The organism is Butyrivibrio sp. WCE2006 (assembly GCF_000701985.1).
Taxonomy (GTDB): Bacteria; Bacillota; Clostridia; order Lachnospirales; family Lachnospiraceae; genus Butyrivibrio.
The window spans coordinates 1-17,749 of the sequence record NZ_JNKH01000056.1 but is presented as its reverse complement, the minus strand read 5'-3'; the positions used below and the strand labels follow the sequence as shown (position 1 = coordinate 17,749).

Genomic DNA, 17,749 nt, shown 5'->3' with positions numbered 1-17,749 from the left:
CATGAAGAAGCAGTGTGCAGATACAATCCGTTTGAAACTGATCAAGATTGCCGTTAAGGTAGTCGGATCAGGTAGATATATTTATTTCAAGCTGTGTAGCAGCTGCCCTTACATATCTGAGTTCTATGAAACACTTACAAATATAAGCAGCTTAAATCCACAGTTGGAATAGCAACTATTGATGTACCTTGATAACTTAAAAGTCTGTATTTCTGATTCATAGGGACAGTCTACCCATTTTTAAGACTGATTCCCGCTTATTCTAGGCATCCATTTCAAAAAATCGGATTATGAGTCTGATTTCAGAGGTTTAAGTTGTCATGAATAATTCAGGATTAAGATTCTTTTTATTTTTCAGTTATATGTGTGGTTTTATAATGGATTTATATATATTTCTAAGCACAAACAGAATATAACTTTAAAAAACAGGAGGATTTAAATTGGCAGGATTCAGAGATAACAACACCCTGAAAGAAGATATTTTCAGCTACATAATGATTGGAATAGGTGCCACTATTGCAGCCTTTTCCATTGAAGACTTTCTTGCACCAAACAGAATTTTCGATGGCGGAATAGTCGGTGTTTCAATGATTATTGCCAACTTTACCGGTTTCAAACTAAGTATTTTAACCTGGGTTCTCAACATCCCGTTTTTATTATTTGGATGGAAGAAAAAGGGACCCCATTTCGTATTCAGATCAATATATGCCATGACTATATTCGCAATAGCAGTTGCTTTCTTTGAGACCACTCCTGCTGTTACAAATGAACATCTACTTGCCGTAACTTTTGGTGGACTTATTCTGGGCGTGGGTGTAGGTATAATTCTGCGCTATGGCGGATGCCTTGACGGAACCGAGATAGTCGCTTCTATCCTCAGTCCCAGGATACATCTGCCTGTCGGACGTCAGGTACTGATGTTCAATATAGTTTTGTACATGATAATCGGATTCTTATATGGCTGGAATAATGGTCTTTATTCCATCCTGACTTATGTGCTGGTTTCCGTTGTAATGACCCGCGTGGAAGAAGGCTTCGACGCGCAAAGAGCCTGCATCATTTTTACCCATGATGATATAAACGCAATTAAGGACCGTATCTACAAGGAGCTTGGCAGAACCTGCACCGAGTGGAATACAGAAGGCTATATCGCAGGGCAGAACAAGGCTCTTTACGTTGTAATAAGTCAATATGAGCTAAAACAGATCCGCGACATACTCGCAGACTTCAACTGCTTTGCCACAATCAACAACATAGATGAAATAATCGGGCAAAATGTTAAGCAGACTTTGTCATAGAATTCCTGTAGTCTATTTCCACTTTCGTCCGAAAGAAGTCATAAAATGTTTTAAATAACGTGTAAGCAGGTACTTGCGCAAATATTCCGCATCCCGTACTTCTACACCGTTTGCAGCCTGCCCTGCGAAACGCTGCCTGTAGTATACGGAAAAGGTATGCCTTGAAAGTGCCTTTAAATCTGTTATTTCCAATCTCTCCCCCGGTACGTTTTCTCCTTCCGGAATAAGAGGAAGGTAGTCCTCCAGCATCCTTATTTCCTTCCCCTGCTCTGCAAACTCTCTGTTCATGAAAAACAGAATATCTTTCATGTTTTTTTCAAGCTTTCCGGGTAAGGGTGCGGCTTGGTATCTTAGTGCCCTCACAAGGATTATCGCCAATATCATGACTATTCCGTATAAAAGAAGCCCTATCAGAATAGTTCCCAGAGTCTTCATCAAAACAAGTACATCAATAACATGTCTTTCCTTCTGACCTGCTTCCTCATCGCCTTCAAGATCTGAGTTTTCCTCCAGATTTTCAGGCATTTGTGGAATATACATTTCGCTGTCTTTTTCTGATACTTCCTCCGTAAGAGTTATCTCTTCCTCTTCCGGTAATACTATATTCCATCCTGTATCTATGGATGTCCTTCTGACTGCTGTGGGTTCAAAAGGTACCCAGCCGATTCCTTCAATATAAGCTTCCACCCAGACGTGCGCCCTGTCTCCGGTGATGGAAAATTTATCATAATCTGTGTCAGGAAAGGCATAACAGTACCCTTCAACACATCTTGCGGGAATTCCTGATAATCTCAGAAGTGCCACCATGGAATTTGCAAAATGAACACAGTACCCTTTTCCTGTTTCAAACAAAAATGAGTCTACATAATTATCGTTATTAACTCCGCCCTCTTCCGGGCCCTGCAATTTAGTTGAATATTTATACTGCCTTAAGTATGATTCAATTGCCCTGCAGGCATCATAAGTGCTCGCTGCATTCTCTGTTATATCTTCAGATAAGTCCTTCATTCTGGAAGTTGCAATATCTCCTGCATCCAGATATTTATTAAGATCATTATTCTCCTGAATCCACTTATTATAATCCCTCTCACTTACACTCCGGCTAAGCTGGTAATCATAAAGCCGTCCGCAATATTCCTCCATCTCTGCATAGGTTGGCCACGGAACCTCTTTTGGACTCCTCATGATTTTTTCCAGATACTGACTGCCATAATCGATATTCATATAAATCACATTATAGCTATCACCCTTTTTGTGCATCCGCTTGAATTCCGTCCCTGAATCATTCTTTTCATCCTTGTTTCCATACTCGATTCTGAGACAGTTTTCCGGTCTGATTATATCCTTCGTTCTGAGGTAGGCAAGCTCAATCGTTGCTTTTTCAATTCTTCCAAAACATTTAGCCTCTTCTCTTTCTATGTCATGGGAATATAATGCATATAAAAAGTTCAAAAGGCGCCTTCCTTCAAGATCCTCCACAATGTCTTTATCATCACCTGACATTATTTTTCCTGTAAGATAAAGACTGTCAGTAGTGCCCTTTGTCGTAACATATATTTCATCTCTGCTGTTGGATGCCAGGCTTCCGGGAGCATTGCCAAGTCCGCTGTACCCGCTTTGATATAACATCCCATCGCCTATCCCTGAAAAATAGTAGCCGGTATTCTCAGCCAGAGTTTCAAATCCATCTCTTATCTGATACCCGATTCTATATAAAACACTCCAATCGATAGGCTTATCACTTGTTGGAATAAAAAACAACAATGCTTCAAGCAGAATAAAAAAAGCAAACCATCTGTATCTGTAAATCTCCGGACTACTATTACCTTTACCGTTTTCATCTTTATGCAGTTGAGGCTCAGGGGAGTCTTCATCTCCTCTGATATCCTCGATTTCGCTCAGACTAAATCCCGGTATCTCTGTGTTTTTCTTGTTTCTTACTGAAATCAGATAGATGATCCTGCAGCCTTCAATCAGGGTAAGCATAAGTGCAAAGGATATTACAATCTTAAGATCCAAATATCCATACATAAATCTGATAACACTAATGACATCCACCACCAAAACAATAAATGCCACAAATGCAGGCACCTTCGAAATAAAATGAAGTACCAGATAAACCAAAAAGGCCCCAAGAGCAATTATTCCAAAGGACGAAACACAGCTCTCCAAAAGGTTCTCCGATTCCTCTGCCCAAAGAACCGGAATATCATGAAAAAACATTAACAGCACACCTGTTATTACCACCTGTGCACCTATAATAAGCCCACTGCTGCTGATAAATCGCCCTACCAGCAAAATGCCCTCGAAAAGTACATAAAAGGCAATAAAAACCGGCCAAAATCCAGGTTTTAAAATAAGCGTGATGATGCTCACAAGCAGAATTCGCTCAATCGCTGTTTCTGATTTCCAGAAAATGCTCTGTTCCATATTCATGTTCTCTGACTGTGATAACGATACTGTCCTGCTCATTTTCAGCTATACTCCCACTTTGTGCTTCAAGCTTTTCCATATCCTTCTCCCTGTTATAAAAGGGTCCCTTGGATATGTCCTCATAGAATTCCGAAAATCCATCCAGTGAAGCAACCTGTACGTCCTTGAGTTCACCTCTGGGATAAAGAATCCTTATACTCTCTCCCTTTTGTGCAAAATAATAGGCTGCAGATACTGCAAATTCCAGGAAATAATCCCTTCTTTTTATGAAATCCGTATCACTGTTTTGCGAAATACTGTTCTCCGCAACAAGCACCATAACAACACTTCTAAGTTCAAGAGTATCCGGTATCCTGCTTATCAGTTCCCCGGCAGAAGCACTGGCTTTCCAGTGAATACTCTTTAGCGGGTCTCCGGGCTTATAGGGTCTGAACTCATTTCCCGGAACAGGTTCTTTTAATACGAGACTTCTGATTCTGCTGCTGTTTTTTAGATTCTCAAAATCAAGCTCACGATTGGCCACTTCGGTTATCATTGGCATAACCGTTACTCTGTACGGTGATGGTATCTGAAAAACAGCACCGTATATATAAAAGGGATCATAAAAACATACATTTACAAGGCCGACATTATAGATACCGGCATATCTGCATTTAACCTTCCCCTTAATAACCACACGTTTTCCCGGAGTAAGATTTATGAGCCTGTCACTATCAAGGAGTGTGGTTGCAAGATTTTCTTCTGTTATCAGCCTTGCATCATTTATCCTGAAAAATCCTGCATCCTCGATTACAAGCTCGTAGGGCTGCTCCTCATTTTTCATTACTCTTCTTGACGGAAGCTCCTGATAGGTCTGGAAAAAATAATTACTGACTAGTATATAAATAACAGATAACGGCAGATAAAAAAGCATAGTGAAAAGACACATATATGGCAGCGTTCCACCCATATATGATGCCCAGACAACAGATGCTATTAAAATAATCAGATAAATGAATAATCTTTTATAATTGATTTTCATAGCGACACCGGTTTACTGCGGAACAGGATGATTATTAAGTATTTGAAGCATTACGGTTTCCTGTGACATTTTATTCATCTTAGCCTCAGCTGATAATATCAGTCTGTGGGGCAAAACATCCTTTGCAGTCTCGAAAACATCAAGCGGGATGCAGTAATTACGCTCGTCAAGATATGCCCTTGCCTGGGATGCTCTCAAAAGATCAAGCAGGGCTCTCGGGCTTGCCCCGCATTTTATACTGTGATGTTTTCTCGTCTCTTCGACGACGTTTACCGCATAATTCACCAGGTCTTTATGTATCTCAACCTTAGCCGCTTCTTCCTTCATCTGTATGATATCCTCAGCTGTAAGTACAGCCTGAGTTTCCTCATGAAGTATTCCTTTTAGAAAATCGTCTGCAATTTGAACTGAACTGCCCTTTGAAGGGTACCCTATAGAAAGCTTCATCATGAATCTGTCAAGCTGCGCCTCCGGAAGCGGATAGGTTCCTGCCATCTCCATGGGATTCTGCGTACCGATAACCATGAAAGGTTCGGGAATAGAAATTGAATTGCCATCTATGGTAACCTGTCTCTCCTCCATGGCTTCAAGCAGAGCAGCCTGAGTCTTTGGAGATGTCCTGTTGATCTCATCAGCAAGAACTATCTGATTTACTATGGGACCCGGAAGAACTTTGAATTCTCCCTTTTCCATACTGTACACAGACAAGCCCGTTATGTCAGACGGCATAGTGTCAGGAGTGCACTGTATCCTGGCAAAACTACAGGAAAGAGAATCAGCAAGCGCTCTTGCAAGAGATGTTTTACCAACCCCCGGAACATCCTCAAGAAGAACATGTCCACCTGCAAGCAGCACTGTGATGACTTTTCGGATCACGTCATCCTTTCCTATTATTCTCTTTTTCATATTTTCAGATAAAACCGCAACTTTTCCCATACTCTGACCCCAATCCTCTTTTTGCATTAAGTAAAACAATTCAAGACAACACCCTTTATTATAGCAGATATTGTAAAAAAGCTGCCACGCTAAAACCAGCGTGACAGCCACCAAATGCTTAATGCCTTAATATAAGAATTCCATTTACCCCCAAGGTTCCAATATCTTCCGTGTCCATCTCCCATTTTCTTGAATAAACAATATCTGAGAAATCCTTTATATCGAGCTGCACAGGCTTTTCCTCACAGTTAAGATAAATCTGAAGGCTTTCATTTTCACCAATCTTCAAATACTCTATTACCCTTTTCTCTTCGATATCATCAGAGAAATGGACATTCCTGCTCTTGCAAGCCTGCAGGCTTTTCCTCATATTAATAAGATTCTTTATTTCAGAAATCTCAGCTGATTTCTTTCCTGCATCTATCTCATCCCAGGGCATACATCTGCGGCAATCAGGGTCATATGTTCCATCCATGATGACTTCTGTTCCGTAATATATGCAGGGACTTCCCGGCATTGTAAATAGTACAGCCAGCTGCTGATAGAATATATCTACATTTTTCTCAGCCTTCTCAAAAAGTCTGTTAGTGTCATGAGAATCCAGAAGATTAAACAGTACATCGTTTACCTGAGAATAATACATGGTAAAGCATCTGTTTATATCATATTCAAAAGTCTCTTTACCTCTGTTTTTATAAACCCAGAAGTCTGCTATAGCTGTAGAAAGCGGATAATTCATTACTGAGTCATACTCATCTCCCCTCAGCCATGATACTGAATCATGCCATATCTCACCAAGCAGGTAAAAGTCACTCTTCATGCGCTTTGTCATGTATCTGACTGCCTTTAAGAATGAGTGAGACACCTCATTACCAACATCAAATCTAAGGCCATCTATGTCAAATTCCTCAATCCAGAATCTGATTATATCCAAAAGATAATCCTGAACAGCCTGATTACTGGTGTTGAGCTTTGGCATGTACTCCGCAAAAGCAAAGGAATAATATCTTCCATCTCTGGTATCGCGTCCCTGTTCCACAGGCCACTTGTTTACCATATACCAGTCCGCATACTCAGAGTCCTTTCCATTTTTCAGCACATCCTGCCACATGGGATGATCTGCTCCAGTGTGATTGAAAACCGCATCCAGCATAACCCTTATACCTGCATCATGTGCCTCTCTGACCAGCGCCTTCAAATCATCATTAGTTCCGAAGGCAGGATCCACCTTCTTGTAATCAAAAGTATTATACTTATGATTACTGTGGGCTTCAAAAACAGGATTCAAGTAAATACCTGTTATTCCAAGTTCCTTCAAATATGAGAGCCTGTCGCGTATACCTCTGATGTCCCCTCCGTAATAATCCTTCATGCCCACCTTACCGGTCTGCCACTCCAGAACATTCGTGGGATTAATGCTCTCATCTCCATTACAGAATCTCTCAGGGAAAATCTGATACCACACGGTATCATTAACCCAGGCAGGAGTATCGCAGACATCTGCAGCATTCATCCAGGGCATTATGAAATAGGAAAGAGTCTTCCCCTCCTGGTTCATCTCCTCATCTGTGAGGAATCCATCCTCAAAGTAATAGATGCACTCATCACCTGAATGAATCTCGAAATAATATTTACATCTCTTATACTCAGGGCGAAGTGTGGTTGTCCACCAGATATGATCCTTTAATCTCTTTTTGAAATATATCTCTTCCTTATGACCGCTCCAGCGCTCATTACCACCCATGATACCCGCATCATAGGGATCTCCATGATAGATATATACTTTATCAACGTCGTATCCGGTCTTAATATTGATTATCAGCTGATCCTGGTCAAGGGGATAGCAGTATTGTTCTGACATTCTATGGTATATTGCACTTAAATTCATATAGTCTCCTTTAAGAAAACGTTTTCCATGTATACAAGACTATACCCTATAATGATTTATAAATCAATACCGAATTTCAATAAGCTATCGATAACAAGAAAGAATGTCGCTTGCAAAAAACTCCCGGCCGATAAACATCGACCGGGAGCTATAATAAATATCTTATCTCTTAACTCTTGCGCCTGCACCGCCCATGATGGCCTCAACCTCAGCACAGGTAGCCATTGTTGTATCACCAGGAGTTGTCATTGCAAGTGCTCCGTGAGCTGTTCCGTACTCAACAGCCTTAGCTGCATCACCGGTTGTCATAAGTCCGTAAACAAGTCCGGATGCAAATGAATCACCGCCGCCTACGCGGTCGAGAATCTCAAGCCCCTTGTAATCCTTAGCCTTGAATATCTGACCATCAGCCCAGCAAAGTGCTGACCAGTCATTTACAGTTGCAGTCTTAACTGTTCTAAGAGTTGTGGCAACTACTTTGAAGTTAGGATAAACCTTAGCAGCCTCATCAATCATCTTCTTATATCCATCGAGATTCAGCTCCTTGAGATTAGCATCATTTCCTTCAATCTCGAAGCCAAGGCAGGCTGTGAAGTCTTCTTCATTTCCGATCATAACATCCACATACTTTGCGATTTCCTTATTAACCTCCTGGGCTTTTTTCTGTCCGCCGATTGCAGACCACATAGAAGCTCTGTAATTGAGGTCATAGGAAACTACTGTGCCATATTTCTTTGCAGTTTTAATCGCCTTAACAACTGTCTCAGCTGACTGCTCTGAAAGAGCCGCATAGATTCCGCCTGTATGGAACCATCTTACTCCGAGCTCGCCAAAGATATAATCAAAATCGAAATCCTTATCGGTAGCCTGTGAGATTGCAGTATTTGCTCTGTCTGAGCAGGAAAGAGCACCTCTTATGCCAAAGCCTCTCTCCACAAAGTTAAGACCATTTCTGCACTCTCTGCCGATTCCATCAGTCTTTTTCCAATTGATAAGTCTTGTATCCACGCCGCCCTGCATGATGAAATCTTCTACGAGGTGTCCTACTTCATTATCAGCAAAAGCTGTTATTACCGCAGTATCCATGCCAAAGCATCTTCTGAGGCCACGGATAACATTGTACTCTCCGCCACCTTCCCAAACCTTAAATTCTCTGGCTGTACGAATACGTCCTTCACCGGGATCAAATCTAAGCATTACTTCTCCAAGTGAAACTGCGTCATATTTACAATCTTTTTTATCTCTTAAGTTTAAATCCATTGTTAGCTCCTCATTTATAATCACATGTTTTTATCTGACTCATGCCGGTCTGCCCTCAGTAACATTGGCAAATCATGCCACATCCCTGTCAGTATTATTTAAAATCCGAAATACTCTACTGCATTACGTCCACAGATATTTTTTACAAGATTACTTAAATATCCCATATCTTTCGGATATTCACCATTTTCAACCCAGCTGCCAATCTTATTGCAAAGGATTCTACGATACAGTTCATGACGCGGGAATGACAAAAAGCTTCTTGAATCTGTAAGCATTCCTATTGATGTAGAGATAAGTCCACCATCAGACATTGACTCTATCTGCCTCTCCATTCCGTTCTTGTGGTCACAGAACCACCAGGCGGCACCGGGCTGTACCTTGCCTTTTATATTCTTTTCATTACTGCAAAATGTTCCTGCCATCGCTACAAGCATCTCAGTATCCTTAGGATTTAAGCAGTAAAGGATTGTTCTTGGAAGTTCATCTCTTAAATCCATTGCAGACAGTAATGCTGAAAGCTGCGGAGCATAATTAAAATCATTTAAAGCATCAAAACCTGTATCCGGACCAAGCTTTTTAAAGAATCTCTCAGAGTTATTCCTTATAGCTCCTATATGAAGCTGCATCACAATATCATGCTTTGAGTAGAGTCTTCCAAGTTCGGTGAGCATGTAGCCCCTAAACTTGCCCTGCTCTTCCTCACTAAGTACTGCACCGGAGAGTTTTTTCTTTAAAAGCTCATCAACCTCTTCCTTAGTAGTAGGCACAAAGAAGGTACTCTCAAGGCTATGATCGGAAACCCTGCATCCATTTTCAAGGAAAAATTCAAGGCGAAGCTCAAGCGCCTTAAGCAGTGTTTCAGTGCTGCCTATCTCAAAGCCTACTGTTTCACTGAGCTTTTTAATATAATCTGCAAAGCCTTCTTTTTCTATTCCGATTGCCTTCTCAGGTCTGAAGCTTGGAAGAACCTTAATCTCAAAACCATCCTCACGGATTTTTTTATGCCACATAAGATTATCAACAGGGTCATCTGTGGTACACAAAACGGATACATTTTGCATCCTTAACAGATTGCGTACTGAGTACTCCTTTTTATGCAGCTTATCATTGCATTTGTTCCAAATATCTTCTGCAGTATGAGGACTGAGTGGTTCTTCGATTCCAAAGTAACGTTGAAGTTCCAGATGAGTCCAATGATATAACGGATTGCCGATAAGATTCTGAACTGTGTCAGCCCAGGCCATAAACTTATCAAAGGGTGCACCGTCACCGGTAATAAGTCTCTCAGATACTCCGTTTGCTCTCATGGCTCTCCACTTGTAGTGATCTCCTCCAAGCCAGACCTCAGCCATGTTGTCAAAGCATTTATCCTCATAGATTTCCTTTGGATTTAAGTGATTATGAAAATCTATTATGGGCTCATCCTTAACTGCGCTAAAAAGCTCTTTTGCAGTATCGTTTGAAAGGAGAAAATCTTTATCCATAAACTTCATCATATTTTCTCAAGTTCCTTTCTTACATTGCCGTTGCCCTTCATATCTGAATAAATTTCAAGCACTCTCCTGGCAAGATTATCCTCGTAAAGATTTACGCCAAATACATCTTCTCTCTTAAGAACATCTTCAGGAGAAAGAGCTTTTAATTCATCGAGAAGCGGATCAGGGCTCTGCTCGAATTCTCTTCCTTCATCATCGATACCTTCCAGATATCTTAAATATCCTGCAAGAACAAGAGGCACTACCTGAAGGCTATCTGTGCTAAGTTCACTCTGCTTCCTGTATGCCTTTATGGTCTCACCAAAACGGATGGGGAGCTTTTGTGATGTATCACAGGCAATACGCTGCGGTGTATCAGGCATGAAAGGATTGGGAAGTCTTTTTGTAAGTACCGCATCAAGGAATTCAGAAGGAGAAAGTACCTTGGGATCAACTACTACCTTCATTCCCTCTTCCTTACCAAGTCTTGTTACAAGTCTCTTTAAATCTGCGTCATCCATTTCATCATGAATTGTTGTATATCCAAGGAGGCAACCGAAAATGGCAAGTGCTGTATGAAGCGGATTAAGGCAGGTGCATACCTTCATCTTTTCTGTCTTATCTACTGTTTCTCTGTCTGTGAAAATAATTCCGCCTTTTTCAAGCTGAGGACGTCCGTTAGGGAAAAGGTCCTCAACAACCAGGTATTCAGTTTCTTCGGCATTAACAAAATTTGCAACATAGGTGTGCTTTGTTGTAACTATAGGCTCTGCACCTTCAACACCATCCTCAACAAGCATTGCTTTTACAGTGTCATCCGGACGGGGTGTGATCTTATCGATCATAGTAAGAGGAAATGCGATAAGCTTGGGATTATTAATGTAGTCAACAAATCCTTTATCACACTTGCCGCTCTCTACCCATTCGCCTGCGATTTCCACTACTGCTTCCTTCAATTTATCTCCGTTATGAGAACAGTTATCCATGGAAACGATTGAAACCGGAAGGCTTCCAGCTTTATATCTTTCAAGCAGCAGTCCAACAACCTTATTCATATAAGCTCTGGTCTTGTAACCTTTTTCAGTGATCGTAAAGCTGACCATCTGAAGAGACGGCTTTCTGAAAATCTCGCGCAGTCTTTCGATTTCCTTCTCGTTCTCTTCATCCAGTATGCAGGATTCTGCTATTGAGCCAACCACGCTTTTTTCAACTGTTCCGTCAGCCTTAAGCGTTGCAAGAATGCTTAAGTCATCGCAGGGTCTGTTGTACTTTTCAACAATCTCATAATCGTAGCCCTCTGCAACGATGAGACCTGTATCTGTTACACCCTCATCCAGAAGCTTTTCAACAACATTTGCCTGAAAAGCTCTGAATATATTACCTGCACCAAAATGAACCCATGTAGGATTTTCTTTGGTTCTTTCTACCATTTTTTCTCTGTCATAGCCCGGAAGCTTATAACCTTTTTCCTCCCAGACCTTTCTATCCTTAATACCTTCGTTTGTTAATTTCATTGCTATCATCCCCTATTACTTATTACTCTTTTCGATTGCTTCCCAAAGACCATTGATATAAGTTGCACCAAGTGCTCTGTCATAAAGTCCGTATCCGGGCATAGCCTTTTCACCCCAGATCATACGTCCGTGATCAGGACGGATGGGACCTGTAAATCCGATATCATAAAGAGCCTTAACAATCTCATACATATCAAAGCTTCCATCACTTGAGAGATGAGCTGCTTCCTCAAAATCTGTAGGAGAATTGAACTTAAGATTACGAACATGTGCAAAATGAATTCTTCCCTTGAGACTTCTGATCATATCCGGTAAATCATTCTCTAAGTTAGTACCATATGAACCAGAGCAGAAGGTTACACCATTGTGCGGATTATCAACCATCTTCATCATACGATGGATGTTTTCTTTATTGATTATGATCCTGGGAAGACCAAATACAGGCCATGCAGGATCATCAGGATGTATAGCCATGTTGATATCATACTGATCACATACAGGCATTATCCTCTCAAGGAAATACTTAAGATTTTCAAAAAGATCTTCGTCTGTAACTCCCTTGTACTCCTCAAAAAGCTCCTTAACATGAGCAAGTCTGTCAGGCTCCCATCCGGGCATTACTGAACCGTTAGTATCACCGGCAATTGAATTAAACATCTCTTCCGGAACAAGTGCATCAACAGCTTCCTGGGTATATGCAAGAACTGTTGAACCATCTGCTCTTTTTCTTGCAAGCTCCGTACGTGTCCAGTCAAAGACAGGCATGAAGTTGTAGCACACCATATGGATGTCTTCTTCACCAAGATTTTTAAGTGTCTCGATATAATTGTCGATAAGCTGATCACGGCCGGGCTTACCAAGCTTAATATCCTCATGCACATTGACGCTCTCTATACCAGCTACTTTAAGACCTGCTGCCTCAACCTCATCCTTCATAGCCTTAATTCTCTCGCGGCTCCAGACTTCCCCGGGCTTTGTATCATAAAGTGTTGTAATAACTCCCTTAACTCCGGGAATCTGTCTTATCTGTTCAAGTGTTACGGTATCAAAATCTTTTCCGTACCATCTAAGTGTCATTTCCATAATTATCTGTATCCTCCAATTTCTCTAACCCCTTACATCGTATTTAAAGCTCTTGCCTTCTGATGCTATGGAATTATTATTTCCGCTTATCTTAAACATCTTTTCAGCCGCGAATCTCTTTAACTATTTCCGCTGCCTGCCTTGTCATTTCTTCAACTTCTGCAAAATTACCTGCTTTTATAAGATCACCCTTAACCATCCAGGTTCCACCACAGGCAACTATCTTGTTATATCCAAGGTAATCTCTTACATTGTCTTTGTTTATTCCACCGGTAGGCATGAATTTGAGCTTTGTATATGGAGCTGCGCAAGCCTTTATCATGGCAAGTCCGCCTGCAGGTTCTGCGGGGAAGAACTTAACAAAATCAAGTCCAAGCTCCATAGCCTGTTCCATCTCACTTGGTGTCTGCACGCCGGGTGTTACAGGATATCCCTTCTCCAGACAATGCTTAACAACAGTGGGATTAAAGCCCGGTGCTACTATGAATTTGGCACCTGCTGCCATTGCTCTGTCTGCCTGCTCACAGGTAAGTACCGTGCCTGCTCCAACAAGCATGTCCGGAAAATCCTTTGACATAATACGAATAGCCTCTTCAGCAGCCTCTGTTCTGAAAGTAACCTCAGCTGCAGGAAGTCCTCCGTTCATAAGCGCCTTTCCAAGAGGGTGCGCATCCTTAACATCATCTAAAACTACAACCGGAATAATACCGATCTTTGTAAATTTCTCTTTAATCTCTTCGAACATGACAATTCTCCTCCGAAATACTGGTTTTCATCTGACTTATACATCAGGTCCCTTGATGCTTACATAATACATGGCAAAAAAACAAAAACCCATTGTCACAGTTGTTACTCACATTGCAAAATTTGTCATGTTATGCTTTTTAAATAATATAAAAACCTCCTGAATGATTTTATTACTATCATTCAGAAGGTCTTTAATATTATTTAGTCTTTCTTTTTCTTGTAAAATACAAAGCTTAACCACGACTGTATTCTTTAGCCTGGTCGATTACGCTCTTCATTAAAGGGGATACATATTTTTAGCAAATCAGGTTCAAAATCCCATAGCCATGCCAATAATTCTTACTACAAGAGCAGCTATCCAGGCAACCACACATTGCCACAATACAACCATGACTGCCCATTTTATACCCATTTCTCTTTTTATAGATGCCACAGCTGCAACACAGGGCGTATAAAGAAGAGAAAATACCAAAAGACTGCTTGCTGTTAAAACAGACAGAACATTTTCCACACCATCTCTTTCAAAAAGAACCCGCAAAACTGAGACAACGCTCTCTTTTGCCATAAATCCCGAGATAAGCGAAGTAACAATCCTCCAGTCTCCAAGTCCTATAGGCTTAAACAGTGGCACCAGTAATCCTGAAATCATCGCAAGTATACTGTCTTTGCTGTCATTAATGAGATTGAAATGCAAGTCAAAGCTCTGCAAAAACCATACAACAACAGTTGCTACAAAAATAACTGTAAAGGCTTTCTGTAAGAAGTCCTTGGCCTTTTCCCACAAAAGCTGCATCACACTTCTAGCACTGGGCATTCGATAGTTTGGAAGCTCCATGACAAAAGGAACCGCCTCACCCTTAAACAAAACCTTTTTGTAAATAAGAGCCACCAGCACTCCCAAAATTATTCCAAGAAAATAAAGAAGTGTCACCACAATCCAGCCATACCTTGGGAAAAATGCAGCTGCAAAAAATGTATAAATCGGAAGCTTTGCAGTACAACTCATGAAAGGCGTGAGAAGTATTGTCATCTTTCTGTCCCTGTCACTGGGAAGGGTCCTTGTTGACATAACAGCAGGTACTGTACACCCAAAACCAATAAGCATTGGCACGATACTTCTTCCTGAAAGACCGATTTTTCTCAAAATCTTATCCATGAAGAAAGCTACTCTTGCAATATATCCGCTGTCTTCCAAAAGGGATAAGAAGAAAAACATGGTAACAATGATCGGAAGAAAACTAAGTACACTTCCTACACCTTCAAATATTCCGTTTATAACAAGACCATGTATAACATCATTTACGCCTGCCAGGGTCAACGCTTTGTCAGTAACATCGCCAAGCGCTCCTATTCCCAGTTCCAACAATCCCTGTAAAAAAGCACCTATTACATTAAAAGTAAGAAAGAATACAGTTCCCATTACAATGATAAAAATAGGAATTGCTGTATATTTTCCCGTGAGATACTTATCTATCTTCTGACTTCTTAAATGTTCCTTACTCTCGTGGGGTTTTACCACACATTCCCCGCAGACCTTTTCAATGAAGGAAAATCTCATATCTGCTATGGCAGCACTGCAATCAAGCTCACGTTCTGTTTCCATCTGCTTTGTGATGTGCTTCACCATCTCTATTTCATTCTGATCAAGCTGCAGCCTTTTTATAATTCTCTCATCACCTTCAATCACTTTACTCGCTGCAAAGCGAACAGGTATCTGCGCCTTTTGGGCATGGTCTTCAATGAGATGTATCATTGCATGTATGCATCTGTGAACTGATCCGCCGTGGTCATTAACATCGCAAAAATCATCAATCTGCGGTTTTTCCTGATAGTGAGCAATATGTATTGCATGATGTACAAGCTCATCTATACCCTCATTTTTCGCTGCTGAAATCGGAACAACCGGAACTCCGAGCAATTTCTCCATTCGGTTCACATCGACTGATCCGCCATTTCCTCTCAGCTCATCCATCATGTTGAGGGCAATTACCATAGGGATATCCATCTCAAGAAGCTGCATCGTCAGATACAGATTTCTCTCAATATTGGTTGCATCAACTATGTTAATTATGGCTTTTGGTTTCTCATTAAGTACAAAGTCTCTGCTTACCAGCTCTTCACTTGAATATGGAGACATGGAATATATACCCGGAAGATCAGTAATAGATGTATTGTATCTTCCACGAATGGCACCATCCTTCCTGTCAACTGTTACCCCGGGGAAATTACCTACATGCTGATTGGAACCTGTAAGCTGATTAAACAATGTTGTCTTTCCGCAGTTCTGGTTTCCTACCAGCGCAAACGTTAGAATCTCTTCATCTGGTAATGGATTGCCGCTTCCCTTAGGATGATACTTACCTTCTTCACCAAGACCGGGATGCTCTATTTCCTGCTTTTTGGGGACTTCTACATTATCCTCAGCTTCCCGTTCAACAAGTGTAGCCTGTATCTGCTCAGCTTCGGCAAGTCTTAGTGTGAGTTCATACCCATGAATCCTAAGCTCCATGGGATCTCCAAGCGGCGCAAGTTTCACCAGAGTGATCTCTGCCCCGGGAATAACACCCATATCCAGAAAGTGCTGTCTCAGCGCACCTTCACCACCTACTACATCTATTCTTGCAGTCTGACCGACCATTAAATCCTTTACTGTCATTATGCTCTCCTCGCAATTGTTTAACTGTCATTCCAATTATACCATATGAGAACATTTGAATAAAAAACCGCCTGCGTTACGCAGACGGAATGATCAAATCTATATAATGGAAAATATTGCTTTATCTCCCTAAAAAACATATTCTTTCCCAATAACGATTGCTTTTGCATCATGGCCATGCCCAATATCTCTTGTACATGCCACAGGAAGTGTATTTGAGATATGCATTTTCAAAAGATCATATACTGAAAGGGGTAATTCTGCTTTTTCATAATTAGTGAAAGTCCCAAGCAACACTCCTGCTATTTGGTCAAATACTCCTATATCATCCAATTGGTTAAAAAGAGTCCCTATCTGTCCAACTTCTCCGCCAAGAGACTCAAGAAGAAGTATCTTCCCATTCAGATCAGGCCAGTATCTGGTTCCTGCGAGTTTTGTAAAACAGCGGATATTGCCGCCTGCAACCACACCCTGCATGGCTTTTCCTTGCAAAAAGCTGTATTTTATATCAAACAAGTCATTATTCTTTCCTGAAATATAATCTGAAAATCTCTGCCTTTGAATATCCCCCCAGGACCAAATCATGTTCTTTACCTGATAAAGAACTCCCGGCTTACCTGTCATCGTGTAAATAGCATTTATAACAGTAGTCAGGTCACTATATCCCCAGAAAGTCTTATCGGTCTTCGCAATGGTTTCATAGTCCAAATATTTTAACACTCCATTAGCCAGGTCTCCGCCTGAGATATCATAAATCGCATCTATCTCATCATCGGTATAAAACTTCATGAGATCTTCAGCTCTTTCTTTATCAGTTCCACTATATACATCAACCGTTCTCATGATATGTGGAGAAAAATCTGTCCCGATATTCATGTCGCTAAGAACCTTTTCAAGTTCTGTCAGTTGCTCCTGCCACTCCGGCAAATGCCCATTTGAGCAGGCTGAAATTCCTACTTTAATGTTTTTTACTTTCCCTTTAATCATGCTTCAAATATACCCCATAATCATTTTTCAAAAGAACAACAACTTCCAAAGTTTCGCCAGCCTTGCCTTCTATTTGTACTACTTCCGTGTAGTAAAGGCTACACATATTTTATGCATCCGCCAACCTTAATCTTTTAACTACCGTTTCCTTCATGGCTCTATTATAAAATTCCACTTTTAAGCAAAATTCCCAATCATCTTGCTATTTATTAAGCTGTTTTCATATATCCCTGACCCGCTTGCATGCTTAATGATTGGATATACACTTCCATGCAGTCAAAAGCTTTTCCATATTCCAGGCAGCATTTGCGGGACTCGTAGATGGAAGACATATTGCAGGCCTTTTGATCACAGGCTCCGTATACTTTTTATGAACTACCTCCACCGACTCTGCGTCGGAAGAGGTTTCTGTTATGCCGCAGAGCGGCATGAACCTTTGGGATGCTTA

The 17,749-nt window shown here is 41.0% G+C and carries 13 protein-coding genes; 2 read left to right on the top strand and 11 right to left on the bottom strand.

Going from position 1 to position 17,749, the window contains the following annotated elements:
* Both T501_RS21085 and T501_RS18360 read left to right on the top strand, forming a co-directional pair.
* Window positions 1–172, top strand: a 172-nt coding sequence (locus T501_RS21085) for a transposase (RefSeq protein ID WP_197027996.1), incomplete at its 5' end; no start/stop codon positions are given.
* Window positions 173–440: 268 nt separating this feature from the next.
* Window positions 441–1,298 (top strand): YitT family protein, encoded by an 858-nt coding sequence (locus tag T501_RS18360; RefSeq protein WP_050008404.1) that lies wholly within the window; start codon window positions 441–443, stop codon window positions 1,296–1,298.
* Between the two features lie 12 nt (window positions 1,299–1,310).
* Here T501_RS18360 and T501_RS18355 read toward each other — a convergent pair whose 3' ends face one another.
* The 11 genes from T501_RS18355 to T501_RS18305 form a co-directional block, all read right to left on the bottom strand.
* Entirely contained in the window at window positions 1,311–3,770 is a 2,460-nt protein-coding gene (locus T501_RS18355) for a transglutaminase-like domain-containing protein (RefSeq protein WP_081843247.1), read from the bottom strand.
* Window positions 3,688–4,752, bottom strand: coding sequence for a DUF58 domain-containing protein (locus tag T501_RS18350; RefSeq protein ID WP_081843246.1), 1,065 nt, complete (start codon window positions 4,750–4,752; stop codon window positions 3,688–3,690). The genes T501_RS18355 and T501_RS18350 overlap by 83 nt, the downstream gene beginning before the upstream one ends.
* 12 nt (window positions 4,753–4,764) lie before the next feature.
* Window positions 4,765–5,688 (bottom strand): AAA family ATPase, encoded by a 924-nt coding sequence (locus tag T501_RS18345; RefSeq protein ID WP_050008403.1) that lies wholly within the window; start codon window positions 5,686–5,688, stop codon window positions 4,765–4,767.
* Window positions 5,689–5,806: 118 nt separating this feature from the next.
* Entirely contained in the window at window positions 5,807–7,576 is a 1,770-nt protein-coding gene (locus tag T501_RS18340) for a glycoside hydrolase family 13 protein (protein WP_044916856.1), read from the bottom strand.
* Between the two features lie 162 nt (window positions 7,577–7,738).
* Entirely contained in the window at window positions 7,739–8,836 is a 1,098-nt protein-coding gene (locus T501_RS18335; protein WP_026509803.1) for a sugar kinase, read from the bottom strand.
* A gap of 98 nt (window positions 8,837–8,934) precedes the next feature.
* Complete coding sequence (gene uxaC / locus T501_RS18330) at window positions 8,935–10,335, bottom strand: glucuronate isomerase (RefSeq protein ID WP_044916853.1); 1,401 nt, start codon at window positions 10,333–10,335, stop codon at window positions 8,935–8,937.
* Window positions 10,332–11,828 carry a mannitol dehydrogenase family protein gene (locus tag T501_RS18325; RefSeq protein WP_044916851.1) on the bottom strand — a complete coding sequence of 499 codons (1,497 nt, stop codon included), beginning with the start codon at window positions 11,826–11,828 and terminating at the stop codon, window positions 10,332–10,334. The genes uxaC and T501_RS18325 overlap by 4 nt, the downstream gene beginning before the upstream one ends.
* Before the next feature lie 15 nt (window positions 11,829–11,843).
* On the bottom strand, window positions 11,844–12,911 hold the full coding sequence (gene uxuA, locus T501_RS18320; protein ID WP_026509800.1) for a mannonate dehydratase: 1,068 nt from the start codon (window positions 12,909–12,911) through the stop codon (window positions 11,844–11,846).
* Between the two features lie 103 nt (window positions 12,912–13,014).
* Entirely contained in the window at window positions 13,015–13,656 is a 642-nt protein-coding gene (locus T501_RS18315; protein ID WP_044916849.1) for a bifunctional 4-hydroxy-2-oxoglutarate aldolase/2-dehydro-3-deoxy-phosphogluconate aldolase, read from the bottom strand.
* Window positions 13,657–13,968: 312 nt separating this feature from the next.
* Complete coding sequence (feoB, locus tag T501_RS18310) at window positions 13,969–16,314, bottom strand: ferrous iron transport protein B (protein WP_044916847.1); 2,346 nt, start codon at window positions 16,312–16,314, stop codon at window positions 13,969–13,971.
* A 129-nt stretch (window positions 16,315–16,443) separates the two neighbouring features.
* On the bottom strand, window positions 16,444–17,301 hold the full coding sequence (locus T501_RS18305; protein ID WP_044916845.1) for an LD-carboxypeptidase: 858 nt from the start codon (window positions 17,299–17,301) through the stop codon (window positions 16,444–16,446).
* Window positions 17,302–17,749: the final 448 nt, after the last annotated feature.